This is a genomic window from Thalassospira marina, assembly GCF_002844375.1.
GTDB classification, from domain to species: domain Bacteria; phylum Pseudomonadota; class Alphaproteobacteria; order Rhodospirillales; family Thalassospiraceae; genus Thalassospira; species Thalassospira marina.
Genome location: NZ_CP024199.1, coordinates 1885445 through 1911114 on the forward strand (window position 1 = coordinate 1885445; position 25670 = coordinate 1911114).

The following is a 25670-nucleotide window of genomic DNA, read 5'->3' on the forward strand; positions in this document are numbered from 1 at the left end:
TTATCGCTTCCTGCCTGATGTTAACGGTCAGGATGATTTGGGCGGATTGGCCGCACGGTTGGCAGCGCGCAATTTACGCTGTTTTTTCGGCGTGGTTTTTTTGCCGGCCGATTTTTTACCATCGGCTTTTTTGGCACTGGCACGAAAACCGGGTTTGGCACCGTGGCGGTCATTGCGTTCGCCGGGGCTGCGTTTGCCACGCGGCGGGCCGGTGCGGCGGCCACGCGGGCGTTCGATCAAGTCACGCGCGGTAATATCGGCATGATCCGCCAGACGCAGCGATAGAGACCCGGTTGCGGCATCGGCATCGGCGACACGCACAACAACGTCATCACCCAGACGGAAGGTCTTGCCGCGATTTTCACCAACCAGACAATGATTGATTGCGTCATGGACGTAATAATCATCGGGCAGGGTGCTGATCGGCACCAAGCCATCGGCCCCGGTTTCATGCAGTGTCACAAACAGGCCAAAATGCGTGACGCTGGAAATTTTGCCCGGCAGCTCGGCCCCGACGCGATCGGCCATATAGGCGGCCACGTAGCGGTCAACCGAATCACGTTCTGCCATGGCAGCACGGCGTTCAGTGCCGGAAATATCTTCGCCAAGCTGTTCAAACCGTTCGCCATCCTGCGGGCGCAACGCGCCTTCACCCAGATGCAAACCAGCAATCAGCGCGCGATGCACCAGAAGGTCGGCATAACGGCGGATCGGCGATGTGAAATGGGCATAACGGTTCAGCGCTAGGCCAAAATGGCCGATATTATCGGGGCTATACATGGCTTGGGACTGGCTGCGCAAAACCACCGTGTTGATCAGTTCGGCTTCTGGCGTGTCTTTGGCCAGTTGCAAAATCTGGTTGAAATCACGGGGTTTCACAACCGAACCCGGACGCAGGTTATAGCCTGCACCTTCAAGAAACTCGCGCAATGCTTCCAGCTTTTCTTCGCTGGGTGCATCGTGGATACGGTACATGCAGGGCTGTTTCAGGCGTTCAAGTTCTTCGGCTGCACACACATTGGCCGCGATCATGAATTCTTCAATCAGCTTGTGGCTGTCAAAGCGTGCGCGCGGGGCAACAGCAATGATTTCACCCTTGGCATTCAGCTCGATCTTGCGTTCCGGCACGTCAAGTTCCAGAACACCGCGTTTTTCACGTGCGGTAAGAAAGGCGTTATAGGCGCCATAAAGCGGGCGGATCACCGTATCAAGCAGCGGTGCGGTGATGTCGTCAGGCGTGCCATCCATTGCGCGCTGCACCTGGTTATAGGTCAGGCGTGCGGCAGAATTCATCATGCCACGGCAAAATTTGTGCCGCAGTTTCTGGCCCTTGGCATTCAGCCACATTTCAACGGCCATACAGCCGCGATCTTCGTGCGGGACCAGCGAACACCAGCCGTTTGAAAGCTCGAACGGCAGCATGGGTACAACGCGATCAGGGAAATAGCAGCTATTGCCGCGTTTCACTGCTTCACGGTCAAGGGCATCGTCGGGGCGCACATACCAGGACACATCGGCAATCGCCACCATGACATGCCAGCCACCGGGATTTTCCGGGTCACTATCGGCTTCGGCCCATACGGCATCGTCAAAATCGCGCGCATCTTCGCCGTCAATGGTGACAAGCGGGATTTCGCGCAGATCTGTGCGGTTGCCCATTGGTGTTGCCTTGGATTCCCGCGCCTGAAGTTCGACTTCGGGCGGAAATTCAAACGGGATACCACGGGCATGAATGGCAACCAGGCTGATGGATTTGGGTTCGTTGATATTCCCCAGAACCTCGACAATCCGGCCTTTGCGCAGGCCAAAATGTTTGCCCGGCAGAAGTTCCGTCAGCACAAGTGCACCAGTCTCAAGGCCAGGATGGTCATCTAACGGCACGGCGATTTCGCCGCTATCCTTGCGGTCGGTCGGAACAACACGGCCTTCGCGCTGATTGGGGCGGAAAATGCCCAAAATGCGCTGCGGGCCACTGCCCAGCAGGCGCATAACGCTGGCGTCATAGGTGTTTTTGCCGGTGTAACGCAGCTTGGCAAGGATCTTGTCGCCAATGCCAGGCGCGCTGGGGCCGTTGCTGCCACGCCGTGATGATTTCACGTAAATGACAGGCGGGTCATAGGGCTCGTTCCAGATATTCGGCCGTGCCAGGACTTCGCCATGTTCGTCCAGCCCGGTGATTTCAAGTACTTCGACCGGGGGCAGGCGACCGGGTTTGTTAAACCGTTTGCGTCCGGCAACGACGTCCCCCCCGAATTTCAAATCCTTGAGCATCTTTTTAAGTTCGATCTTGGCCGCGCCACGGATATTGAAAGCGCGGGCAATTTCGCGCTTTCCAACCGGCGTCGGGCTCATCTCGACAAATTCAAGGATCTGCTCTTTGGTCGGGAAGGGAATGTTATCTTCGTTATTGTTCGCCAAGTTTGTGGCGTCCTTTCAAAATTCTTTGGCGGGCCGGATGGTTCTTAACCGTTGATCCGGCCCGAAAAGGCAGGGCTGCCTTCTATTTGGCAGCAGCCTTTTTTGTGGTTGTCTTTTTTGCTGCCGGTTTTTTGGCAGTTGTTTTCTTTGCAGGCGCCTTTTTGGCGGGGGCCTTTTTCGCCGGTGCTTTTTTCTCGGCGGTTTTCTTGGCACCCGAAGCAGCCGTTTTGCCCGATTTGGTACCGGACTTGGCTTCTTTTTCCTTCAGGGCTGCAATTGCCATTTCCAGCGTGACATCTTCCTTTTTGGTGTCACGCGGCAGATTGGCGTTTGTTTTCTTGTGTTTGACAAACGGACCCCACCGGCCTTCCGCCAGGAAAATGGGTTCGTTATCGTCAGGATGTTTGCCAATTTCCTTGCCGGCTTTTTCGCGTTTGTCGGCAATCAGGGTAATGGCGCGGTTTTCACCAATGGTTAGAACATCATCATCGGTCTTAAGGGAGGCAAAAATGCTGCCTGCCTGCACATATGGCCCGAAACGCCCGACATTGGCTTTGATGGTTTCGCCCGTTTCCGGAAAAACACCCACATCGCGTGGCAATGTCAGCAATTCTTCCGCCTTGGTCAAATCAACGACCGAGGGTTCAAGACCCTTGGGCAGCGAGGTGCGTTTGGGTTTAACCTTCTTGGGCTTGCCATTTTTGCCCTCGACGGTTTCTTCCTCGCCAAGCTGCACATACACCCCATAAGGGCCCTTGCGCAAGGTAATTTCCTTACCCGTGGCGGCATCAACGCCCAGAACTTTGGGGCCGCCATCTAACTCGGCGGTGTCGCCAGCATTGTCATTGGCCACCATCGGACGGGTGTAATTACAGTCCGGATAATTGGAACAACCCAGGAAGGCGCCAAATTTGCCCAGCTTCAGGCTCAGCGTGCCTTCTTCACATTTCGGGCATTTATGCGGGTCCGAACCATCTTCGCGCGGGGCGAACAGATAGTTTTCCAACATCACCTGCAGGGCATCAAGAACATCACTGATCTTGAGTTCCTTGGCTTCATCGACATTGCCTTTGAACGACGTCCAGAAATCGGTCAGAACATCGCGCCATTCGCGTTCACCATTGGCAACATCGTCAAGCTGGTTTTCAAGTTCGGCGGTGAAATTGTACTGAACATAACGTTCAAAGAATTTCGACAAAAATGCAGTGACCAGTCGCCCGCGATCCTGGGCGATGAAGCGGCGTTTTTCCAGGGTAACGTAGTTACGGTCCTGCAATACCGAAATGATCGACGCATAGGTTGACGGGCGGCCAATGCCCAGTTCTTCCATCCGTTTAACCAAACTTGCCTCGGTATAGCGGGGCGGGGGCTGGGTGAAGTGCTGGTCAACCGACACTTTTTCAAGGCCAGGTTTCTGCCCTTCTTTTAACGGCGGCAGGCGACGGTCATTATCGTCATCGTCGGAATCATCCTTGCCTTCCTGGTAAAGTTTCAGGAAGCCATCAAATTTCACGACCGACCCATTGGCGCGCAGAACGACATGGTTGTCGTTTGATGCCAGATCAACGGCAACCTGGTCAAAGCGTGCATCTTCCATCTGGCAGGCAACGGTGCGCTTCCAGATCAGGGTGTAAAGGGCCAGCTGGTCCTTATCAAGATGGCGGGCAACCTGCTCGGGACGGCGGAAAACATCCGTCGGGCGGATGGCTTCGTGCGCTTCCTGTGCGTTCTTGGCCTTGTTGGCAAAGCTGCGCGGGGCATCAGGCAGGTAATCCTTGCCGTAATCCTTGTCGATCAGGCGGCGTGCGCCGGCCAGCGCCTCGGACGACAGCACAACGGCGTCGGTACGCATATAGGTGATCAAACCAACGGTTTCACCGCCAATATCAACCCCTTCATACAGGCGCTGTGCAAGCTGCATGGTGCGTTTGGTGCCAAAACCCAGTTTGCGCGACGCTTCCTGCTGCAGGGTGGAGGTTGTGAAAGGCGGCTGCGGACGGCGTTTGACGTCCTTGCGTTCAACCTTGGAAACTGTATAGCTGCGCGATTCCACCTTTTCCTTGGCAATTTTGGCATCGCCTTCGCTGCCAATTGCCAGCTTGTCGAGCTTTTTGCCATCAAGATGGGTCAGGCGGGCGGAAAATTTGCCTTCGGGCACGCCAAAATTGGCTTCCAGTGTCCAGTATTCTTCGGGGCGGAAGGCTTCAATTTCAATTTCGCGTTCGCAAATCAGGCGCAACGCAACCGATTGCACACGTCCGGCAGAGCGTGAACCGGGCAATTTGCGCCACAAAACCGGCGACAGGTTAAAGCCCACCAGATAATCCAGCGCACGGCGCGCCAGATAGGCATCGACCAGTTCCTGGTTCAAGGTGCGCGGGTTGGCAATCGCCTCGGTTACGGCACGTTTGGTAATTTCGTGAAAAACAACGCGATGCACATCGCGGCCGCGCAGCAGCTTTTTCTGTTCCAGAACGTCAAGAATATGCCAGGAAATGGCTTCTCCCTCGCGATCCGGGTCAGTTGCGAGATATATGGTGTCAGAGTCGCGTGCGGCAGCGGCAATGTCACGGATCTGCTTTTCCGACCGGCTGTCGGTTTCCCAGATCATGGCAAAGTTATTATCTGTATCGACCGAACCATCTTTGGATGGCAAATCACGGATATGACCAAAAGAGGCCAGTACCTTATAATCATCACCGAGATATTTGTTTATCGTCTTGGCTTTGGCTGGCGATTCGACGATGACAAGATTCATTACTTTTTACGTGTCCGGTTTTTGCGCCTGATGGCGGAAAAGGTATGCCGCAATGCATATATATCGCAAGTGTCCATCACAAAATGATGAAAAATGCGCACGGATTGTGTCCCAAAATATCGTTGAAACCTGATATTGGGCGAATTTCAACGACGGCAAGACTCAATTAGGGATACGCGATACCCTATTTCCGGGGTGACGTTCAACCCTTCCTGAAAGTTCAAGTTCGATCAGAAGGGTCGATATGGCCCCGGCAGGCAGGTTAGATGCCCTGATCAGGCTGTCAATCGCCACCGGTGCGGTTGATAGCAAATCATATAATTCATCCGCCGAAAATACGCCCGGCGCCATGAGGGCACCATCAGCAATCTTTTCGCGCCCGGCGTGGCTTTTTGCCGGTTTGCGGGCCGGGGTTTTGATGCTGCTATCTGGCATCATATTCTGGTCGTGATCCATGCCGGCCAGAATGGCATCAATATCAATATGCCCGGACTGGGCCGGGGCAGGACGGCTGTCACTATTAAAGGGATAGGCGGGTGCATCAAACTGCCGCAGGCCACCTGCCGGGCCAACAACATCCAGGATCGCATCAATGGAGTCGCATAAAACAGCCCCATCACGGATCAGGCTGTTGGGGCCTGCAGCACGCGGGTCGGTTGGTGATCCGGGAACGGCAAAAACGTCACGCCCCTGTTCGGCTGCCATGCGCGCCGTTATCAGCGATCCGGAATTGCGCCCGGCCTCGATAACGACAATGCCCTGCGACAGCCCTGAAATAATGCGATTGCGCCGTGGAAAGTGACGTGCCTGTGGCTTCAGGCCCGGCGGCATTTCGGAAATGACACAGCCATTTTCGCAAATGCGGCGATACAGATCGGCATGTTCGCGCGGATAAATTACATCCACCCCGCCCGCGACAACGGCAATCGTTGCGCCAATATTGGTGGGGCTGGCCGATGTACCCCGGCGTGATTTAAGGGCTGCCATCGCACCATCATGCGCAGCACCATCAATGCCGCGCGCCAGTCCCGATGCCACATTAAAGCCAGCCACGGCCAGTTCGCGGCCGAGCTTGCCAGCAAACTGGCACCCGCCCAGCGATGCATTGCGCGCCCCGACAATGCCGATGGTTGGTCTTGTCAAAAGGCCGGGATCACCCAGCACATAAAAATAGGGTGGGGCATCTTCGATGGCGGCCAGTGCTGCCGGATATTCCGGGTCACCCCAGATAATCGGTCGGGCAGAAAGGGCAAGGGCGGTTTCAATTTCGGCAACGGTATCTTCGCGCGTTGCAATCTCTACCGGCCGTCTGGACCGGCTTTTTGCAATGATATCGGGCAGGGCCTCAAGGGCGGTGCGCGCGGACCCGAACTGCTCCAACAACCGGCGAAAAGTCACGGGTCCGATCTGGCTGCTTCGCGCAAGACGCATGCGGGCCAGTCGTTCGGATTGCGGCAGTCGTTCGGGTTGTGGCGTGTGTAAATTCATAACGCCCGGATTGTGGCTATCCGGGCGTTAAAACGTCAAGCATTTACAATGCGCGATCAGAAAGTTAGTTGCCTGAACTTTCTGGTGTCTCGGCTTCGGCGGCTGCTGCCGCCTTTTTTTTGTCACCAATTTTGGGTTCGGTACCATTTAACAGGCGACGGATATTGGTGTGGTGCGCGCCCCAGACGATAACCGCCAGAAACAGCCCAAGCCAGCCAGCGCCAATATCATGGGCAACATAAAAAGCCGCCAGTGGGGCCACGGCCAATGCGACAAGGGCCGAAAGTGACGAGATGCGGAAGATAAGTGCCATTATCAGCCATGCCAGGCAGGCAATGACCCCCATGATCCAGTTAACCGCCAAAAGGGTGCCCAGCGTGGTGGCAACGCCTTTGCCGCCCTTAAAACGCAGCCACAGCGGGAACATATGCCCGATAACCGCGGCAGCACCCGCAAAAATACCCTGTTCGGGCCCGTAAAGGGCGGTAAACAGCAGGGCGGCTGCTGCCCCCTTGCCGCTATCGCCAATCAGGGTCAGCAGCGCAAGAAACTTGTTTCCGGTGCGCAGAACGTTGGTGGCACCAATGTTTCCCGACCCGATTTTACGAATATCGCCCAGACCCGCCATGCGCGTCAGAACCAGGCCAAAAGGAATGGAGCCCAGCAGATAGCCGCAAACAGCGGCAACCTGCAGTGACATCAACATGGCCTTGTAGGCGGGATCGAGTTCCATATTTATGACCCTTCAATGCAGCTTGGGTGCGTAAAGACTTCGCGTCCATCAATCAGGGTACGCAGGACAACACCCTGGATCAATCGTCCATCAAAAGGCGAGTTCTTCGATTTTGACTGGAACTTGTATGGATCGATCTTTGCCGGGCGGTTCGGGTCGAACATGACGATGTCAGCCGCACTGCCGGGTTTCAGCGTGCCGTGATTTTCAAGCTTCATCAGCTTTGCCGGGGCATGGGTGATTTTATCAATCGCCTCAAGCAGGGATAAATGCCCGTTGTGATAAAGCTCCAGCGTGATCGGAAGCAGGGTTTCAAGGCCAACGCCGCCCGCTGCTGCCTGGGCAAAAGGCAGGCGTTTGCTGTCCTGGTCCTGCGGGTTATGGTCCGATGCGATGGTGTCAATCGTGCCATCGGCAAGGCCCATGACAATCGCCTGGCGGTCATCTTCGGATCGCAGGGGCGGGGATAGTTTGGCAAAGGTGCGATAGTCGCTAACCGCATTTTCGTTCAGTGCGAAATAGAACGGGGCCGTATCACAGGTGATTTTAAGGCCGCGTTTTTTCGCCTTGCGGATCACTTCAACCGATTCACCTGTTGAAATATGCGAAAAATGCAGGCGACCGCCCGTCATTTCAACCAGGCGAATGTCACGTTCGATCTGAATGACTTCTGCCAGCGGTGACACACCTGAAAGACCCAGACGGGTCGCAAGCTCGCCGCTATTCATGTGGCTGCCGCGTGAAAGTTCCGGTTCTTCGGGGTGCTGGACGATCATGCCGTCAAAAAAGGTGGAATAGGACAGCGCCTGACGCAGCAGGCGGGCACTGGCGATGGTGTTTACACCGTCACAAAATGCCACGGCACCAGCCTGGTGCAGCAAGCCCATTTCCGTAATTTCATGGCCTTCGATGCCTTTGGAAACGGCACCATAGACAAATACTTTGGCAAGGCCCACCTTGCGCGCGCGGCGGGCAACAAATTCAACACCGGCGACATCATCAATCACCGGGTCGGTATTGGGCAGGGCAACCATGGTGGTAACGCCACCGGCCGCTGCCGATTTACCCGCCGTCTCGATGGTTTCCTGATGTTCAAAGCCCGGTTCACGCACCTGTACCCGCATATCAACCAGGCCAGGTGCCAGGCAAAGCCCCTGGCCATCAATCACCCGGCAGTCGGACGGCAAATTGTCGCGTGTTACAGACGGGCCGATTTCGGCGATAACGCCATCTTGCATCAGAAGGCCACCGGTCTGGTCCAGGCCGGTGGCGGGGTCAAGCAGGCGCACATTGACAAAGGCGGTTTTACCACTGGCTTTGGCGCGGATAGCAGGCATCATGAATGTTCCCCTGCAAGATTTCGTTGGTTCTGAACCAGAATTTCCAGGGCTGCCATACGCACGGCAACACCCATTTCAACCTGTTCGCGGATGACGGAGCGTTCAACGTCGTCGGCGACTTCGCTGTCAATTTCAACACCACGGTTCATCGGGCCGGGATGCATGATCAGGGCGTCAGGTTTGGCATTGGCCAGTTTCGCGCGGTCCAGGCCGTGGAAATGGAAGTATTCACGCACGGACGGGATAAAGCTGCCTTCCATGCGTTCAAGCTGCAGGCGCAACATCATGACGATGTCGCAATCCTTCAGGCCCTCTTCCATGTCGTGGAAAATTTCCACGCCCATCCGTTCAATTTTTGACGGAATAAGGGTAGGCGGCGCAATAAGGCGCACGCGTGACCCCATGGTGTTCAGCAGCAGGATATTGGAACGTGCCACCCGCGAATGGGCGATATCGCCGCAAATGGCCACCGTCAGGCGGTGAAGTCGGCCTTTGTGACGGCGGATCGTCAGCGCATCAAGCAGGGCCTGTGTCGGGTGTTCGTGGCGGCCATCACCGGCATTCAAAACCGCACAATTGACCTTTTCGCTCAGCAGTTTGACCGCACCACTATCGGCATGGCGCACGACAAGGGCATCGGGGTTCATGGCATTAAGGGTCATGGCTGTATCGATCAGGGTTTCACCCTTTTTGACCGAACTTGTGCCCACCGTCATATTGATAACATCCGCACCCAGCCGTTTGGCGGCGAGTTCAAAGGATGTCAGTGTCCGGGTGGAGTTTTCGTAAAACAGGTTAACGACCGTGCTGCCAGCAAGGATATTGCTGGTCTTGTCGGCAGTGCGGTTTTTTTCCGCATAATGCTGGGCACGATCAAGAATGAGGGTGATTTCCCCGGGGGTCAAACCTTCGATCCCCAGTAGATGTGGATGCGGATAGTGATCCGCCTCTGGTCCCATGACACTCATGGCGTTGCACTTGTTCCTTGACTGCACACTGATTGGAAAATTGCGTGCGGAGCATAGCGAATTGCACCTGTTACGGAAAGGTGAAATATCAATTTTTACCCTGTCCGCATGGTCAGCTTTTGAAGCGTTAAAACGTGGTGCGCGCTGGGCTTAGGCCGCATGCAGCAAAATGGCCAGAACCGGCATTGTGCCAATGGCAACCAGTGTTTGCACCGTAATGATGCTGGCCATCATTTTGGCATCCCCACCCATCAGGCGCGCCAGGACATAGGCGCTGGCCGAACAGGGCAGGCCAGCATAAAAGGCCAGTGCCGCCGTATCAATGGGGGGCATTTCCAGCAAAATGGAAAGGCCAACCGCAATGGCCGGGCTGATAACAAGTTTGCCAATGGTTGATGCCGCAACCGGGCCGCCTGCGGTTTTTGCTGCCTGAAGGTCAATCCCCGCGCCAACGGCAAGCAGGCCGATCGGCAGGGCAGCACGGCCGAGAACCTCAAGAAACGGCCCTAGGATAGGCGGCAGGCCCAACCCGAATGCATTGGCAACCAGACCAATGACACAGGCCATCAATAACGGGTTACGGCACACATCGCCCAATACCGAAACAATGCCGGTCTTGCGGTTATTATCGCCCCAATAGGAACAGGCAAGAACCGAAAGAACATTAACCGTTGGTACAATCAGCGCCACGCACAGGGCCGTAACCGTTAAGCCGCGTTCCCCCAAAAGTGCGGCGGCAACCGCAAGGCCGATATAAGTGTTGGGGCGAATGGCACCCTGAAAGATCGACGAAAACGCAGCATCGGAAACCCGAAGGGCGGGTTTTGCGAGAATGGTCAGGGCCGCTTTGATAAACGCCGTTCCCAATATGACAATGGCAATACCGGTAATGGGAAGGCTGCCCAGGTCGGCCTTGGCGGTATTGGCAAACAGCAATGCGGGAAAGGTGATGAAATAGGTCAGTTTTTCCGCGCCCGGCCAAAAGGCATCAGGTAGAAAACGCGACTGGCGCAAGGCAAACCCGGCCAAAATCAGGCCAAAAGTCGGGATCAGGGCCGAAAGAATAGCCAGCATGGAATGTCCTGTCGCGGGGCGGATGGAAACCTATCGAATAAGGCAGTTCCGGCACGACTGCAAGTAGGGGCATGAAGTGGGGCACGATTTGGCGCAGCGATTTGCCCGTGATCATGCAAGGGCAGGGCATTTCCATGCGTTTGGTCGCACACGGGGCAATCTGACGGGGAATTTGCGGGCATTGTTCACCTTGTCAGTGTTTTTAGAGGCAGAATTCCATTGCCGCAGCAGGCAATACGCGGCACATTCCCAGTTGTGGAACATCTGGTAGGTATTGATGCCTGCGGGGACTCTGGCAAGTGGATGTGATAATGGGCAAGCAGATCGATCATCTGGTTTTATGTGTGCACGACCTTGATGCGGCCTGCGCGCGGTATCGCCAGTTGGGGTTTGCCGTTACACCGCGTGCCGTGCATCCCTTTGGCACGGGCAATGCTCTGGTTCAGCTGGATGGCATGTATCTGGAGCTTCTGGCCGTTCTCGACCCAGAAATTATCGGCCCGGATAATGTTGATCTGCCATTTTCATTTGCCGTTTATAACCGCAATTTCCTGCGCCTGCGTGAAGGCATGTCGATGCTGGCGTTACAGTCAAAAGATGCCCATGCCGACCGTGCGGCCTATAGCGAGGCGGGTGCTGCCGCCCCGGAAGTGTTTGATTTCGAACGCAAGGGCGAAACACCCGATGGTCGACAGGTGGATTTGGGTTTTTCGCTGTCTTTTGCCAGCCATCCTTTGCTGCGGCACGGCGTTTGTTTTTCCTGCCAGCATCATCACCCGGCGGAAAATTTTTATTTCCCGGAATATCAGAACCACCCCAATAGTGCCGTTGCCATCGACCAGGTGTTTTTAACCCACTGGGCGGCCGAGGCGGTGGAGGAATTCTTTTCTTCCATGGAATTGGATGGCCTTGTTGATGTCGGCCATCAGGACGAGCTTTTGGCCCGTTACCCGGTCGGGGATTGTGTTTTGCCCGATGATGGCTTTGCCGGTTTTCGCCTGCTAGTAAAGGATATCGAGGCTATCCGCGCGGCGGCATTGTCGCTGGGGGCCGTGGAATGCGGCGAGGTGCTGGTTTTGCCACCGGCACACATGTTTGGCGTGATGTTGGTTATCGCCCAGCAAAAAGCCGCCTGAACGGGCGTTCGGCGGCTTGATATATCAGATCAGTGCTCTATCAGCAGTGCGACAGGCGGGGATTATTCCTCTTCGCCGTCATAATCCATGTCTTCATCATCGTCGTGCACAAGGCCGCGATCGGTGTGAAGGTTAAGATTATCAAGTGCACCTTGCAGGATGTAACCTGCTGCTGCCTTGTCAACCACGTCAGCGCGGCGTTTACGGGTCATGTCGGCTTCGCCGATCAGGATACGTTCAACAGCCGACGTTGACAGGCGTTCGTCCCACAGCAGAACCGGCAGGTCGATATGCTTGTCCATTTCATCGACAAAGGCATAAACGCGGTGGCAGGCCGTGCCAATCGTCCCATCCAGCTCACGCGGGAAGCCGATGACAATGGCGCCGACATTCTGTTTGTCAACGATCGAGGCAAGCTCGACGATGTCGCGGGTGAACTTTTTACGCTTGATCAGGCTGTAGGGCGTTGCGATTTGCAGCCCGACATCCGAAAGCGCAACACCAATGGTTTTGGTGCCCAGGTCCAGGCCCAAAATCCGCGCTGCTGGTGAAAGGTACCGCAGCAATTCCTGAGTATCATTACATATCATGGCGACCTTATAGGGCTGGTCAGGGAAAATTGCCAGCGCAAAGCATGATGAAAATGGCAATTCAGTCATGCCGTTTTGGCAGGATCGGGCCGGGATTTTCAATAAAATTCATTTTCGTGGAAAAACGCGCGTGAAAGTAGGGCGCACGGCCCTTGCCGCCAGCCGTTCCGGGTGCTAGGTTCCGCGCTGTATTTTCAGTTTCTGGCGGACGACCGTTCGCCGGGTGTTTTGTCATTCCTTAAGAGAGACTTTCATCCATGTCGTCTTTGGATAAGGAAACAGTTCGCAAAATCGCATTTCTGTCACGTATCAACGTGTCCGAGGAAGGCCTGAGCGAACTGGCGGGAGATCTGACCCGTATCCTCGATTTTGTTGAGGAACTGCAAGAAGTTGATGTCGAGGGCTGTGACCCGCTGACGTCGGTTGCCGATCTGACCCTGCCGCTGCGCAAGGACGAAGTCACCGATGGCAATATCCAGCAAAAGGTGCTTGCAAATGCACCCATGACCGATGCTGGCTGTTTTGTTGTGCCGAAGGTGGTTGAATAATGACTGATCTGACAAAATTGACGCTTGCCGGGGCCCGTGATGGTCTGGCAAAGGGCGACTTCACGTCGGTTGAACTGACCGAAGCCCACATCAAGTCGATGGACGCACATCGCAACCTGAATGCCTATATCACCGAAACGCCTGAAAAGGCCGTTGAAATGGCGAAGGCATCCGATGCCAAGCGCGCCAAAGGTGAAGCAGGCAAGATGGAAGGCCTGCCGATTGCGATCAAGGACCTGTTCTGCACCGAAGGTGTGCAGACCACGGCTGCGTCGCATATTCTTGAAGGCTTCAAGCCGGAATATGAATCCACCGTTACGACGAACCTGTTTAACAACGGTGCGGTCATGCTCGGCAAGGCGAACCTTGACGAATTCGCGATGGGCTCGTCCAACACCTCGTCCTATTACGGTAACGTGATCAACCCTTGGAAAACCGCCAGCGGCAAGGATCTGGTGCCGGGTGGGTCGTCAGGTGGTTCGGCTGCGGCTGTGGCTGCGGGCATGGCGCTTGCGGCAACCGGCACCGATACCGGTGGTTCAATCCGTCAGCCGGCATCCTATTGCGGTATTGTTGGCCTGAAGCCGACCTATGGCCGTTGCTCGCGCTGGGGGATTGTGGCCTTTGCAAGCTCGCTTGACCAGGCTGGCCCGATGACCAAAACCGTGCGCGATGCTGCCATCATGCTTGGCGCAATGGCCGGTCATGATGCCAAGGACAGCACCTCGGCCCCGATCGCCGTGCCCGATTTTGAAGCAGCCCTGACGGGTGACATTCGCGGTATGAAAATCGGTATTCCGAAAGAATACCGTGTTGATGGCATGCCCGAAGAAATCAACAAGCTGTGGGACAACGGTATTGCCATGCTGCGCGATGCCGGTGCCGAAGTTGTTGATGTTTCGCTGCCGCATACGAAATATGCACTGGGCACCTATTACATTGTGGCCCCGGCAGAAGCATCGTCGAACCTGGCACGTTATGATGGCCTGCGTTATGGCCAGCGCGTGATGGATGATGGCGACAGCCTGGACGACATGTATATGAAGTCGCGCGCTGCGGGCTTTGGCAAGGAAGTCCAGCGCCGTATCATGATCGGGACCTATGTGCTGTCGGCTGGTTACTATGATGCCTATTATAACAAGGCATTGAAGGTACGCCGCCGCATTTACGAAGATTTCGCAAACGCGTTTGGCACGGTTGATGCCATTCTGGCCCCGACGGCGCCGTCGGCCGCCTTTGCGATTGGCGAAAACGAAGATGATCCCGTCAAGATGTACCTTAATGACGTGTTCACCGTTCCGGCAAGCCTTGCTGGCCTTCCGGGCCTGTCGCTGCCGACCGGTCTGTCATCCGAAGGGCTGCCGCTTGGCCTGCAGCTGATTGGCAAGCCGTTTGACGAAGAAACTGTCCTGCGTGTGGGGGGCGTTCTGGAAAGTGCCGCTGCCTTCAACGCAAAACCGTTCGGGCAGGAGGGCTGATCCATGACCTATATTCTTGAAGGTTCAACAGGTCCTTGGGAAATTGTTGTTGGTCTGGAAGTTCACTGCCAGGTCATCTCGAAGTCCAAGCTGTTTTCGGGGGCTTCTGCCTCGTTCGGCAGTGATCCGAACACCAATGTCAGCCTTGTTGATGCGGCCATGCCCGGCATGCTGCCGGTGATCAATGCCGAATGCGTGCGCCAGGCGGTTAAAACCGGTTTGGGCCTGAAGGCAAAGATCAACAATGAAAGCGTCTTTTCGCGTAAGAACTATTTTTACGCTGACCTGCCGCAGGGCTATCAGATTTCGCAGTTTGATAAGCCGATTGTTGGCGAAGGCACGATCATTCTTGATATGCCCGATGGTTCGACCAAGGCCGTTGGCATCGAACGTCTGCATCTTGAACAGGATGCCGGCAAGTCGATGCATGACCAGGACCCGAAATATTCGCATATCGACCTGAACCGTTCGGGTGTGGCGCTGATGGAAATTGTTTCCAAGCCCGATATCCGTTCGCCGGAAGAAGCTGGTGCCTATCTGACCAAGCTGCGTGCGATTGTGCGTTATCTTGGCACCTGTGATGGCAACATGAACGAAGGTTCGATGCGTTGCGATGCCAACGTTTCGGTTCGTAAGGCCGGTGCGGAATTTGGCACACGTTGCGAAATCAAGAACGTCAACTCCATCCGCTTCGTGATGCAGGCGATCGAAATTGAAGCCATGCGCCAGATCGAAGTGATCGAAGGTGGTGGCGAAATTTTGCAGGAAACCCGCCTGTTTGACCCGAAGCTGGGTGAAACGCGTTCCATGCGTTCCAAGGAAATGGCACATGACTATCGCTATTTCCCGGACCCGGACCTATTGCCGCTGGTTTTTGATGATGCCTTTGTGGCCGAAATCGAAAAAACCCTGCCGGAACTGCCTGACGAAAAGAAAGCCCGTTTCATGCGTGAATATGGCCTGTCGGCCTATGACGCGGGTGTTCTCGTCGCAGAACAGGAAAAGGCGGAATATTACGAAAATGTCGCCAAGGGCCGTGATGGCAAAATGGCGGCAAACTGGGTGATCACCAACCTGTTTGGCGCGCTGAACAAGCTGGGCGTTGATGTTTCAGAAAGCCCGGTTTCGGCCGAAAACCTTGGTAAACTGATTGGCCTGATTGGTGATGACACCATTTCTGGCCGTATCGCCAAAGACGTTTTCGAGATCATGATCGAGACTGGCGGCGACCCTGAAAAGATCGTCGAGGAAAAAGGTCTTAAGCAGATCACCGATACCGGTGCGATTGAAGCTGCCATTGACGAAGTCATTGCAGCCAACCCGGACAAGGTTGAGGAAATCCGCGCTGGTAAGGACCGCATGCTGGGCTGGTTTGTTGGTCAGGTGATGAAATCAACGGGTGGTAAAGCCAACCCGGGCATGGTCAACCAGATGCTGCGCGACAAGATCATGGGCTGATCGCCCGATTAGTTTGATATTTGCTGCAAAAGCCGCTCTTCAATTTTGAAGGGCGGCTTTTGTGTTTTCAGGCGGCGTTTTCGTCCTGTTTTTGGGCGATGGCAGCAGCCAGCATGGTTAAGGCCCGCAGTAACGGCGCACGGGTGCTTTCATCGGCCAGGATATCGTCCGGGGCATAGTTTTTGCCATTAAGGGCAATTGTCAGGCAGGCATCATGCAGGATGGTCGCATCCATGGTACCGATGGTTTCAATCAATGCGGCCTGGGCGATGGTGGCACGCCCCGATGCGTTCAAGGCGACAACCGGCACCGACATGAATTCACCGCTGGCAACCGTCCAGTCCAATGCATTTTTAATCGCCCCGGTTACGCCGTGGGCATATTCGGGGCTGGCGATCAGAACACCATCGGCCTGGCGAAGCTGGTTTTTGAAATCCAGAACACTTTGTGGTTCGTTGCCTTCATCATCGGGGTTGAAGATGGGCAGGGTGCCCAAGCCTTCACAAAGTGTGATTTCAAGGCCTGCTTCCGGGGCGATTTTTTGCGCTGCCAGCAAGAGTGTCCGGTTGATCGAGGCGGCACGCAGGCTACCGCAAATGGCCAGCACATGGGCATGTGATGCAGGCATTTTTCCCCACTTTGTGATGTACGACCGAAACAGGAACGTGAAAGCCGCATAGCCGCTTTTGTTGGTGTCAGCCATAAACTAGCACGCGATCATAAGCCCCGCCAATGACGGGAATGATCAATATTATTGACGGTAATCACGTGGCGAGGCACCCAATATGCGTTTGAACATACTGGTAAAGGCCGCAGGGTTATCATAGCCAAGATCAAGCGCGATGGTGGTGACGGCTTCACCAGCGGCAAGGCGGGGCAGGGCGGCCATGGTGCAGGCCTGCTGGCGCCATTCAACAAAGCTAAGCCCGGTTTCCATGCGAAACAGGCGGGTGAAGCTGCGTCTGCTCATACCCAGGTCATTGCACCAGTTCTCAATGGTATCATGCGCGCTGGGCGTGCGGATAAAGGCATGGCACCGGCGCGATAATGCCTTGTGCAGGGGAAGGGGCAACGAAAGCGGAATGGCGGGCATATTGCGAATTTCATGTTCGATCAGCGCCATTAGCGCGCCATCGCGGCCATTGACATCATATTCCGGGGCGATGCTGACTGCCTCGGAAAGCAGGCTTCGCATCAGGGGCGAAATACCCACAACCTGGCACTGGTCTGGCATGCCGCGGCTTTCATCCGGGCTAAGGTAAAGGCTGCGCATGATGACTTTGCCAATCATGCGAACCTCGTGAACGATCCCGGCGGGTATCCACATGCCACGCTGGGGTGGCATCAACCATACGCCCTGTTCGCTTGAGGCAATGACCACGCCCGTCATGCCATATAAAAGCTGGTCGCGGTCATGGTCATGCGGCGGAATGACTTCGCCATCTTCATAAACCATCCCCAGCCCGATGACCGGGCGATCAACATCGGGAAATGACGACATTTCAGATCAAGCCTTTGCTGAAATGGTTGCGGTACCGGGATGCAGCAAGTCGGCGTTTATCCGCGTCACAAATCCGTGTGTCGGGATGCCGCCAAAAATTTTGATTGTGTGCCGCGTGCATATTGGCAGTTCCCTGGGTTCGGTTTTGGCTGGTTTCTGGTGGTTTCGGCGGGGTTTGTATGGGCCGTTTTTGCATTGATCGGAATTTTGGCCCAGTAGCGTAAGTGAATGACCCTATCGTGGTGGTGGGCCGCTGTCGAGCATTTTAGAATGAGAACCAGACGCAACGGCAATTCCGCCATAACGACGTAACAGGGCCAAGAAATGAGTAACGCCACGATTGCGCAAAGACGAACATATAAAACGGTATTTCCGGTATTGGGGGCAGCAAGCTTCTGTCATTTGCTAAATGACATGATTCAGTCGCTATTTACCGCGGCTTACCCCATTTTCAAGGGCGGATTTGACCTTGGATATGCGCAGCTTGGTTTTCTAACCCTGACCTATCAGGTAACGGCATCTGTGTTGCAGCCCCTTGTTGGCAGCTATACCGACCGCAACCCGAAACCCTATTCGCTGTCATTTGGCATGGGTGTTTCGCTGTTGGGCCTTCTGGTTCTGGCCTATGCCAGCAACTTTGTCATGTTGCTGTGCGGAAGTGCTCTTTTGGGGATGGGGTCATCGATTTTTCATCCGGAATCGTCGCGTCTGGCACGCCTGGCATCGGGCGGGGCACATGGTTTGGCGCAGTCGATTTTTCAGGTTGGTGGCAATGTTGGTTCGGCCATCGGGCCGCTGCTGGTTGCCTTTATCATTTTGCCAAACGGGCAAAAAAGCCTGGCCTGGTTTGCCGGTATCGCACTTGCCGGTATGGTGATTTTGGCCGGGCTTGGAAACTGGTATAAGGCGCAGGGCCATGCCAAACCGCCTGCACGCAAGGCACCCGTAGTGCATGCACACCTAAATCGGGCGCAGGTTTCACGCGCATTAACGGTACTGTTTTGCCTGATGCTGTCAAAATGGTTCTATCTGGCAAGTTTCACCAGTTATTATGTGTTTTACCTGATGGACCGTTTTACCCTGCCTGAGGCGCAATCACAGATTTATCTGTTTGTGTTTCTGGCAGCCGTTGCCGGAGGCACCCTTATTGGTGGACCAATTGGGGACCGTTTTGGCCGCAAGAAAGTGATTTGGGGCTCAATTGCCGGTACTTTGCCATTCGCACTGTTTTTGCCCTATGTCGGTTTGACCGCAACCATTGTTCTGAGTGTCATTATCGGCTTTGTGATTTCATCGGCATTTTCGGCCATTGTCGTTTATGCGCAGGAACTGGTGCCAGGGCGTGTTGGCATGATTTCCGGGCTGTTTTTCGGGCTGGCATTTGGCATGGGTGGCATTGCGGCAGCATTGCTTGGCGTTCTTGCCGATTGGACAAGCATCTATTTTGTCTATCAATTATGTGCCTTTTTCCCGGCGATCGGATTTTTGGCAGCGTTCCTGCCCGACATTGAACGCGAGCACGCGTAGTTCCTGCTGCGCAGACAAATCACCGCATAGAACAAAGGCCGCCCGAATGCACCGGGCGGCCTTTGGTGTTTCAGGCGGGCAAGTGTGGCTTAATCAGCCAACCTGCTGTGCCGGGTAACCGGCTTCGCTAATGGCGGCAATAACGGCGGCACTATCGGCGTTGCCCGAAACGGTTACCAGCCCGCCAGCAAGGTCAATTTCGACCTTTTCAACATCATTGACGCTGCTGGCGGCTTCGGTAACAGCCTTGACGCAGTGGCCGCAGCTCATTTCTTCGACTTTCAGTTTCAGCATGGCAATTCTCCATTCATGTGATTGGGGGTATCTTGCACCTTCCAGTGGATGGAAGGTCAAGCCGTTTTTATTCTATACCCTAAGGTGTCGAGAACTTTGTAACACCCATTCCGCTGCACCATAGGTGGCATGTTTGTCGATGTGCGCAACAGGGCAGGGGGCGGCGATGATTGCGGCAGGCGATGCTTGATCGTGCCATTGTTATCGGCTATGTCGCATGCAGATACGGGCAGGGGGAATGCATGGCCAAGCTGTTTTTTTATTATTCGTCGATGAATGCCGGTAAATCGACGACCTTGTTGCAGTCCAGCTTCAACTATATTGAACGCGGTATGCAAACCATGCTGTTAACCGCTGCCCTTGATGACCGTTTTGGTGCTGGCAAAATCGCCTCGCGCATCGGGCTTGAGGCACCGGCCACCCTGTTTGAAAATGAAACCGACCTGTTCGCGCTCGTGAAACAGGAACTGGGCACACGCAATATCGATTGTCTTTTGGTTGATGAAGCCCAGTTTCTGACCAAAGACCAGGTTTGGCAGCTTTCTGACGTGGCCGATAAATTATCGGTTCCGGTGCTGTGTTATGGCATTCGTACCGATTTTCAGGGCGAGCTTTTTGAAGGATCAAAATGGCTGCTGGCCTGGGCGGACAAGCTGAACGAACTTAAAACCATCTGCCATTGCGGCAGCAAGGCGGGCATGGTGATCCGTATTGATGAAAACGGAGTGCCGGTTCGCGAAGGTGCGCAGGTCGAAATTGGCGGCAATGACCGCTACGTTTCGGTGTGCCGCAAGCATTTCAAGGATGCCATGGGAAGATAAGTCCATGATGCTAATTATGGGGCGATAATCTCGCCCCATAACATGCAAACGGCACCCTTATCCGATCAGTGCGGTAATTTCCGGTGCCAGCAGGTGCCAGGCGACCAGCCACATCACGCCTGCGGTGATGGCATCAATGATTTTCCAGGTGATGGGCCGCGCAATATAGGGGGCCAGCCAGGCAGCACCCAGGGCGATGCCAAAAAACCAGATGAAACTTGCGCTCATGGCACCCAGGGCAAAGGCAAGCCTTTCATCGGCGGGATACTGCCCGCCAATGCCACCCAACACCACAACGGTATCAAGATAGACATGCGGGTTCAAAAGGGTTACCGCAAGTGTCGTTGACAGGATCGCGCGCCAGCCTTTGCTGGTATCGCTGCTTTGCGACAGTTTTTCATCCTGGAATACACGCATGAAAGCCGACCAGCCATACCAGATCAAAAAGCCGCCGCCACCCCATGCGGCAATTTTGGTCAGCAACGGGTAGGTGGAAACGATGGTGCCAAGTCCGGCAACCCCGGCGGTAATCAGCAATGCATCACAAATGGCACAGACCAGGGCAACCAGTGCTGGGTAATTACGGCGCAGCCCCTGCGTCAGGACAAACGCATTTTGTGCGCCAATGGCAATGATGGTCCCTGCGCCAAGGCCCAGTCCGGTTGCGTAGGTTAGAAGCATGTGTGTCATCCGCTGTCTTGAATGGGTTTGTCTGGCGCAGTGATATCAAGTTTCTAAAATAAGAAAATCGAATTATACTGATGCTTCATTAGCAAAAATGATGCACAAAATGATCGATTACAAATTGCTCGAAGCCTGCGCCGAGGTCATCCGCCATGGCAGCTTTGAAAAGGCGGCACGCGCCCTCGGCCTGACACAGTCGGCCGTATCGCAGCGGGTCAAACTGCTGGAAGACCGCATTGGACAGCCGCTGATCATGCGGACCAAACCGATTGCGCCAACCCAGCCGGGTGAACGTTTGTTGCAGCATTATCAACGTGTGCATTTGCTTGAACAGGAATTGCGCGACGATGTGCCCGACGTGGTTGAAGGCGGCGGCTATGGGCATATCGCGCTGGCGGTGAACGCCGACAGCCTGGCAACCTGGTTTCAGGATGTCCCCAAAAAACTGTTTAACGAATTAAACCTGCTGTCTGACCTTAAGGTAGAGGATGAAGTTTTAACGCACAATCTTTTGCAAAGCGGGCGGGTTTTGGGGGCGGTTGGCACACGCGATATTCCGGTGCAGGGCTGTAAGGTTCGTACGCTTGGCACCATGCGTTATATCATGGTGGTATCGCCCGAATTTGCCGCGCGGTTTTTCCCCGACGGGGTAACGGCTGATGCCCTGCGGGCGTGCCCCGCGGTGAATTTTTCCGAACATGACGAATTGCAAAACCAGTTTTTCTACCGGTTTTTCGGCCTTAATCCCGGCGAATTCCCCGCCCATACCATGCCCAGTTCACAAGGTTTTGTGACTATGGCCGAACAGGGTGTTGCCTATGCCGTGGTTGAAGAACACCAGGCAGAAGCCGGGCTTGTGGCAGGGCGGTTGGTGCAACCATGTCCCCATGTCATTGAAAGGCCGTTATTCTGGCATCACTGGAATATGGAAAGCCGGCTGCTGTCGCGGGTGAACGATATTGTTTGCGAGGAAGCACGCCGTTTTTTGCGTCCGTTGGTAAAACAGGCCCATCATCCTGAAAAACACCAATAAACTGATCACCTTGACGGGAACCAACCGCCACGGACACCGTTTGACAGAAGGGCAAAATTGCTTCTTACTTTGGGTCGTCGTGAAAGACGATCATCCGTTTTTATTACAGCAGCGAGAATTTCATACATGTCGCACCGGCTGATTGCCTGTGATCATTGTGATTACCTCCATACCGAAGAGGAAATCCCGCCGGGACATGTGGCACGGTGTGCGCGCTGTGGCTCGCCATTATATCAAAGCCAGAATAACAGCATCGAACGGTCGCTGGCCTTTGCCTTTACCGCACTTATGCTGTTTGTCCTGGCCAATGCATTTCCCATTTTGCGCTTTAGCATGGAAGGCCGCAGCGAAAGCAACACGCTGGCATCGGGTGTTTTAACCTTTTGGAACGAAGGTTTCATGTTCCTGGCCTTCATGGTCGGGCTGACATCGATCATTGCCCCGTTATTGCTGATCATGGCCTATATCTATGTGCTGCTGCCATTGCGTTTCGGGTTCAATTTTCCTGCTATTCGCAAGGTCTGGCGCATTCTGGCGGTGGCGCGGCCCTGGTCGATGCTCGACGTGTTTTTGATCGGCCTGCTGGTGGCATTGACCAAGCTGAATGATTTTGCCGACGTGATTGCCGGTCCGGCCTTTTATGCCGTTTGCATCCTGATCCCGACTTCATTGCTGATGAGCGCGCAGCTTGACCCGCGCGAAGTATGGCGCAAACTGGCACCCGCTGGCCTGAAATACCCGACGACAGATGATATCGCCACCGGGCAAGCCGGTGGCCGCTGGGCAACCTGCGAGGTTTGCGCCTATGTCCTTACAGGGGATGCCGCCCATGACCCGCATGCCAAATGCCCGTGTTGCGGGGCGGCGGTGCATCATCGCAAACCGCGCAGCCTGTCGCGGGCCTGGGCATTTTTGATCAGTGCGGCGGTGTTTTACATTCCCGCCAATGTCTTTCCGATCATGAGCGTCACCATGCTTGGCAATACCGAGGCCGATACCATCCTGTCAGGTGTCAGCGCCCTGATAGACGCCGGGGAATGGCCGATTGCCATGGTTGTTTTTTGCGCCAGCATTGTTGTGCCGGTTTTCAAGCTGGTGGTGCTGGCCTGGGTTTATATTGCCGCGGGCATGGGTTTTGCCGGGCCGTTGCGCCAGCGCACCCGGATTTACCGCATCACCGAACTGATCGGGCGCTGGTCGATGATTGATGTGTTTATGGTGTCGATTTTGGCAGCCTTGGTAAAACTCGGGAATATTGCTACCGTTGTGCCGGGGTTTGGGGCGGTGGCATTTTGCGCCGTGGTTATTTTGACGATGCTTTCGGCAATGGCGTTTGATCCGCGCCTTATCTGGGATCGCGCGATTATGAAAATGCAGCAGGGGACGCCATCATGAGCGATGACAACCAGAACAGTGTGCCGCCAGAGCCGCAAAAGCCGGAGGTCCGGCGCGGCCTGCAAAACCTGTCGCTGATCTGGCTGGTGCCGCTGGTTGCCGTCATTATTGGTGGCTGGCTGCTGTGGCGCGAGGTTTCGTCCAAGGGCCCTGAAATTACCGTCACCTTTCAGTCGGCCGAGGGGCTGACCCAGGGTAAAACGGCTGTGCGTTATCGCGATGTTGATGTCGGAACGGTCAAGAAAATCGCGCTATCGGATGATTTCAGCAAGGTCGTGCTGACCCTGCAGATGAATTCGGATGTTGAAAAATACCTGACGGATAAAACCAAATTCTGGGTGGTGCGGCCGCGTGTTTCCTCACGCGGGATTTCCGGCCTCGAAACCATTGTGACGGGCGCCTATATCGAAATCGTTCCCAACGAGGATGGCGAAGCCACTACTGAGTTTGTCGGTTCGGAAGAACCGCAATTTGTGGCCGATGGCAGCGAAGGTACGCGTTTTGTTTTAACCGCCGATGAACTGGGATCAATCAATTCAGGTGCACCCATTTTGTTGCATGGCGTTTCAGTGGGCGAGGTGCTTGATACTTCGCTTGATGCGGCGGCAAAAAAGGTATCAATCCCGATTTATATCAAGGCCCCCTATGACAAGCTGGTAACCAATGACAGCCGCTTCTGGGATTCCAGTGGGGTTAGCGTTGATCTGAGTGCACAGGGTGTTTCGGTGCGGGCGCAATCGATCCGTTCGGTCATTCAGGGCGGCATCAATTTCATGACGCCACCGGGCAATGAAGGTGCATCACCAGCCAAATCCAACACGGTGTTCACGCTTTATAAAAACCGCAAACAGGCCGAAAGCCTGGTGCAGGGCTTTACCCAGAAATTCATGCTGTATTTTGATGGCTCCATTCGTGGCCTGTCGGCCGATGCGCCGGTTGAATTTCGCGGTATTCGCATTGGTACGGTCGATAGCGTCAATCTGGAATATCTGCGTGACAAGGGCATGTTCCGCGCGCCAGTTCAAATCACGGTGGAACCGGAACGTATTCAGACGGTGGGCGATAAACCCCAAAGTGCGGCCGAATACAAGGAAGTCATTGATCAGTTGATCGAACATGGCCTGCGCGCACGCCTTAAAACCAGCAGCTTCCTGACTGGCCAGCTTTATGTGGATATGGATATGTATCCGCTGGCACCCGCGCGCTATCTTGGCGATGGCAAAGGCAATGTCCAGGAACTGCCGACATTGCCCAACCAGATCGATGAAATCACGGATTCCCTGCAATCGCTGCTGGCGAAGGTGGAAACCATTCCGATTGAACAAATCGGCATCCGGGTTTTGGGCACGGTTGAGGGAATGGAAGACCTTGTGACCTCGCCAGAGCTTAAGAAAAGCATGCAAAGCATTCAGGAAGCCAGCAATGGCATCAACCAGCTTGTTTCGCATCTCGATAGCAGCGTTCTGCCGGCAACGGAAGAAGCCCTGGATGAAGCGCGCAAGACCATGACCGATCTTCGCGACATGACAGCACCCAATTCGCCGGTTCGATATAACCTTGAGGAATCGCTTAAGGAAATTTCGTCTGCTGCGCGTTCTGTCCGTACATTGACCGATTATCTCGAACAGAACCCCAACGCCCTGATCCTGGGCAAATCCGGAAATCAGGAGGAATAAAATGACTTTTGCATCTGACCGGCAAAAACAGGGTTGTGGCAAGCTGAAACGCCATTTTCAAATGGGGGTTCTGGCCGGGATGGCGGTGCTGCTGGCAGCCTGCACGGTGCCGCAAAGCGGGCGGTATTTCGTACTTTCGCCTGTGGCACCTAAACACACCATTCAATCCGGTGTGGTCAAGGCCGTGCTGGGGGTAGGGCCAGTTGAATTTCCGTCCCATCTGGATCGCGCGCAACTGGTTTTGCGCACCGGCCAGAACGAACTTTACCTGCGTGAAAACGATAAATGGGCCGAACCGCTGGAGGAAACGGCACGCCGTGTCCTGATGCAGGATTTGCAGGACCGTTTATCCCCCAAACGCATGGAGGCCTTTCCCTGGAACAGCCGTGACGGGGTAAACTGGCAGATCGCCGTTGATGTCAGCAATTTTGAAGCCCAGCCAGACCGGACCGTGCGCCTGAATGCGCAATGGAAAATTGTTGATGTGTCCAGTGGCGAAATCGTGCTGTCCAATCATTTCGATCAGCGCATCAAACCGGCATCGGGTGACAGTGCGGCCATTGTTGCCGCGATGAGCCAGCTTTGGGGGCAGTTCGCCGACGATATTTCAACCGCCTTCACCCAGTGAAGACCTGAAAAACAAGAGTCTGTGCCAACCTATGCTCAAGATTGGGGTGGGTTGGCGCAATGGTTGAAATTCCGGGTGTGAATTTGGCCGGATTGTATGGTTTGGCGAGATGTCAAAAATCC

The 25670-nt window shown here is 54.9% G+C and carries 22 protein-coding genes; 10 read left to right on the forward strand and 12 right to left on the reverse strand.

The annotated features are described in order from the left end of the window. Nucleotides 1-27: 27 nt before the first annotated feature. The 7 genes from rnr to CSC3H3_RS08610 form a co-directional block, all read right to left on the reverse strand. A complete protein-coding gene (gene rnr, locus CSC3H3_RS08580; RefSeq protein ID WP_101284579.1) occupies nt 28-2418 on the reverse strand; it encodes a ribonuclease R in 2391 nt (796 codons plus the stop codon). A gap of 82 nt (nt 2419-2500) precedes the next feature. After that, complete coding sequence (topA, locus tag CSC3H3_RS08585) at nt 2501-5176, reverse strand: type I DNA topoisomerase (protein WP_101284580.1); 2676 nt, start codon at nt 5174-5176, stop codon at nt 2501-2503. Between the two features lie 162 nt (nt 5177-5338). Next, complete coding sequence (gene dprA / locus CSC3H3_RS08590; RefSeq protein ID WP_101284581.1) at nt 5339-6607, reverse strand: DNA-processing protein DprA; 1269 nt, start codon at nt 6605-6607, stop codon at nt 5339-5341. Between the two features lie 121 nt (nt 6608-6728). Beyond that, nucleotides 6729-7397, reverse strand: a complete 669-nt coding sequence (gene plsY / locus CSC3H3_RS08595) for a glycerol-3-phosphate 1-O-acyltransferase PlsY (protein ID WP_101284582.1) — start codon at nt 7395-7397, stop codon at nt 6729-6731. Between the two features lie 2 nt (nt 7398-7399). Continuing rightward, nucleotides 7400-8737 (reverse strand): dihydroorotase, encoded by a 1338-nt coding sequence (locus tag CSC3H3_RS08600; protein WP_101284583.1) that lies wholly within the window; start codon nt 8735-8737, stop codon nt 7400-7402. Continuing rightward, nucleotides 8734-9696: an aspartate carbamoyltransferase catalytic subunit gene (locus tag CSC3H3_RS08605; RefSeq protein WP_425444979.1), complete on the reverse strand. Its 963-nt coding sequence runs from the start codon at nt 9694-9696 to the stop codon at nt 8734-8736. The genes CSC3H3_RS08600 and CSC3H3_RS08605 overlap by 4 nt, the downstream gene beginning before the upstream one ends. A gap of 159 nt (nt 9697-9855) precedes the next feature. Next, a complete protein-coding gene (locus CSC3H3_RS08610) occupies nt 9856-10779 on the reverse strand; it encodes an AEC family transporter (protein ID WP_101284584.1) in 924 nt (307 codons plus the stop codon). Between the two features lie 311 nt (nt 10780-11090). Between CSC3H3_RS08610 and CSC3H3_RS08615 the strand changes: the two genes are divergently transcribed. Next, the gene (locus tag CSC3H3_RS08615; protein ID WP_101284585.1) at nt 11091-11915 is read left to right on the forward strand and encodes a VOC family protein; all 825 of its coding nucleotides are present in this window, start codon (nt 11091-11093) and stop codon (nt 11913-11915) included. Between the two features lie 62 nt (nt 11916-11977). On the opposite strand, the gene ruvX is transcribed toward CSC3H3_RS08615, so the two are convergent. Beyond that, nucleotides 11978-12505, reverse strand: a complete 528-nt coding sequence (gene ruvX / locus CSC3H3_RS08620) for a Holliday junction resolvase RuvX (protein ID WP_101266236.1) — start codon at nt 12503-12505, stop codon at nt 11978-11980. Nucleotides 12506-12762: 257 nt separating this feature from the next. On the opposite strand from ruvX, the gene gatC reads away from it, so the two are divergent. From gatC to gatB, 3 genes are read left to right on the forward strand one after another with little or no spacing between them, the layout of a single operon-like run. After that, nucleotides 12763-13053, forward strand: coding sequence for an Asp-tRNA(Asn)/Glu-tRNA(Gln) amidotransferase subunit GatC (gene gatC, locus CSC3H3_RS08625; protein WP_073954284.1), 291 nt, complete (start codon nt 12763-12765; stop codon nt 13051-13053). After that, entirely contained in the window at nt 13053-14531 is a 1479-nt protein-coding gene (gene gatA, locus CSC3H3_RS08630) for an Asp-tRNA(Asn)/Glu-tRNA(Gln) amidotransferase subunit GatA (RefSeq protein ID WP_101266100.1), read from the forward strand. The genes gatC and gatA overlap by 1 nt, the downstream gene beginning before the upstream one ends. 3 nt (nt 14532-14534) lie before the next feature. Beyond that, nucleotides 14535-15989: an Asp-tRNA(Asn)/Glu-tRNA(Gln) amidotransferase subunit GatB gene (gene gatB, locus CSC3H3_RS08635; protein ID WP_101266098.1), complete on the forward strand. Its 1455-nt coding sequence runs from the start codon at nt 14535-14537 to the stop codon at nt 15987-15989. Nucleotides 15990-16056: 67 nt separating this feature from the next. Here gatB and CSC3H3_RS08640 read toward each other — a convergent pair whose 3' ends face one another. Both CSC3H3_RS08640 and CSC3H3_RS08645 read right to left on the reverse strand, forming a co-directional pair. Next, on the reverse strand, nt 16057-16617 hold the full coding sequence (locus tag CSC3H3_RS08640; RefSeq protein ID WP_157831867.1) for an NADPH-dependent FMN reductase: 561 nt from the start codon (nt 16615-16617) through the stop codon (nt 16057-16059). Between the two features lie 123 nt (nt 16618-16740). Next, nucleotides 16741-17490: an AraC family transcriptional regulator gene (locus tag CSC3H3_RS08645; RefSeq protein ID WP_101284587.1), complete on the reverse strand. Its 750-nt coding sequence runs from the start codon at nt 17488-17490 to the stop codon at nt 16741-16743. Between the two features lie 324 nt (nt 17491-17814). On the opposite strand from CSC3H3_RS08645, the gene CSC3H3_RS08655 reads away from it, so the two are divergent. Next, nucleotides 17815-19017, forward strand: coding sequence for an MFS transporter (locus CSC3H3_RS08655; RefSeq protein ID WP_101284589.1), 1203 nt, complete (start codon nt 17815-17817; stop codon nt 19015-19017). A gap of 93 nt (nt 19018-19110) precedes the next feature. Here the strand turns inward: CSC3H3_RS08655 and CSC3H3_RS08660 are convergent, their stop codons facing one another. After that, nucleotides 19111-19311, reverse strand: a complete 201-nt coding sequence (locus CSC3H3_RS08660) for a heavy-metal-associated domain-containing protein (RefSeq protein ID WP_101266087.1) — start codon at nt 19309-19311, stop codon at nt 19111-19113. A 242-nt stretch (nt 19312-19553) separates the two neighbouring features. Between CSC3H3_RS08660 and CSC3H3_RS08665 the strand changes: the two genes are divergently transcribed. Continuing rightward, the gene (locus tag CSC3H3_RS08665; RefSeq protein WP_101266234.1) at nt 19554-20132 is read left to right on the forward strand and encodes a thymidine kinase; all 579 of its coding nucleotides are present in this window, start codon (nt 19554-19556) and stop codon (nt 20130-20132) included. A 57-nt stretch (nt 20133-20189) separates the two neighbouring features. Here the strand turns inward: CSC3H3_RS08665 and CSC3H3_RS08670 are convergent, their stop codons facing one another. Continuing rightward, nucleotides 20190-20813 carry a LysE/ArgO family amino acid transporter gene (locus CSC3H3_RS08670; RefSeq protein ID WP_101266085.1) on the reverse strand — a complete coding sequence of 208 codons (624 nt, stop codon included), beginning with the start codon at nt 20811-20813 and terminating at the stop codon, nt 20190-20192. A gap of 109 nt (nt 20814-20922) precedes the next feature. Between CSC3H3_RS08670 and CSC3H3_RS08675 the strand changes: the two genes are divergently transcribed. The 4 genes from CSC3H3_RS08675 (at nt 20923) to CSC3H3_RS08690 (ending at nt 25548) form a co-directional block, all read left to right on the forward strand. Then, nucleotides 20923-21849: a LysR family transcriptional regulator ArgP gene (locus CSC3H3_RS08675; protein ID WP_101286166.1), complete on the forward strand. Its 927-nt coding sequence runs from the start codon at nt 20923-20925 to the stop codon at nt 21847-21849. A gap of 126 nt (nt 21850-21975) precedes the next feature. After that, nucleotides 21976-23244, forward strand: coding sequence for a paraquat-inducible protein A (locus tag CSC3H3_RS08680; RefSeq protein WP_101284590.1), 1269 nt, complete (start codon nt 21976-21978; stop codon nt 23242-23244). Beyond that, nucleotides 23241-24920, forward strand: a complete 1680-nt coding sequence (locus tag CSC3H3_RS08685; RefSeq protein WP_101266082.1) for a PqiB family protein — start codon at nt 23241-23243, stop codon at nt 24918-24920. The genes CSC3H3_RS08680 and CSC3H3_RS08685 overlap by 4 nt, the downstream gene beginning before the upstream one ends. A 1-nt stretch (nt 24921) precedes the next feature. Then, the gene (locus CSC3H3_RS08690) at nt 24922-25548 is read left to right on the forward strand and encodes a PqiC family protein (protein WP_101284591.1); all 627 of its coding nucleotides are present in this window, start codon (nt 24922-24924) and stop codon (nt 25546-25548) included. Nucleotides 25549-25670 lie beyond the last annotated feature (122 nt).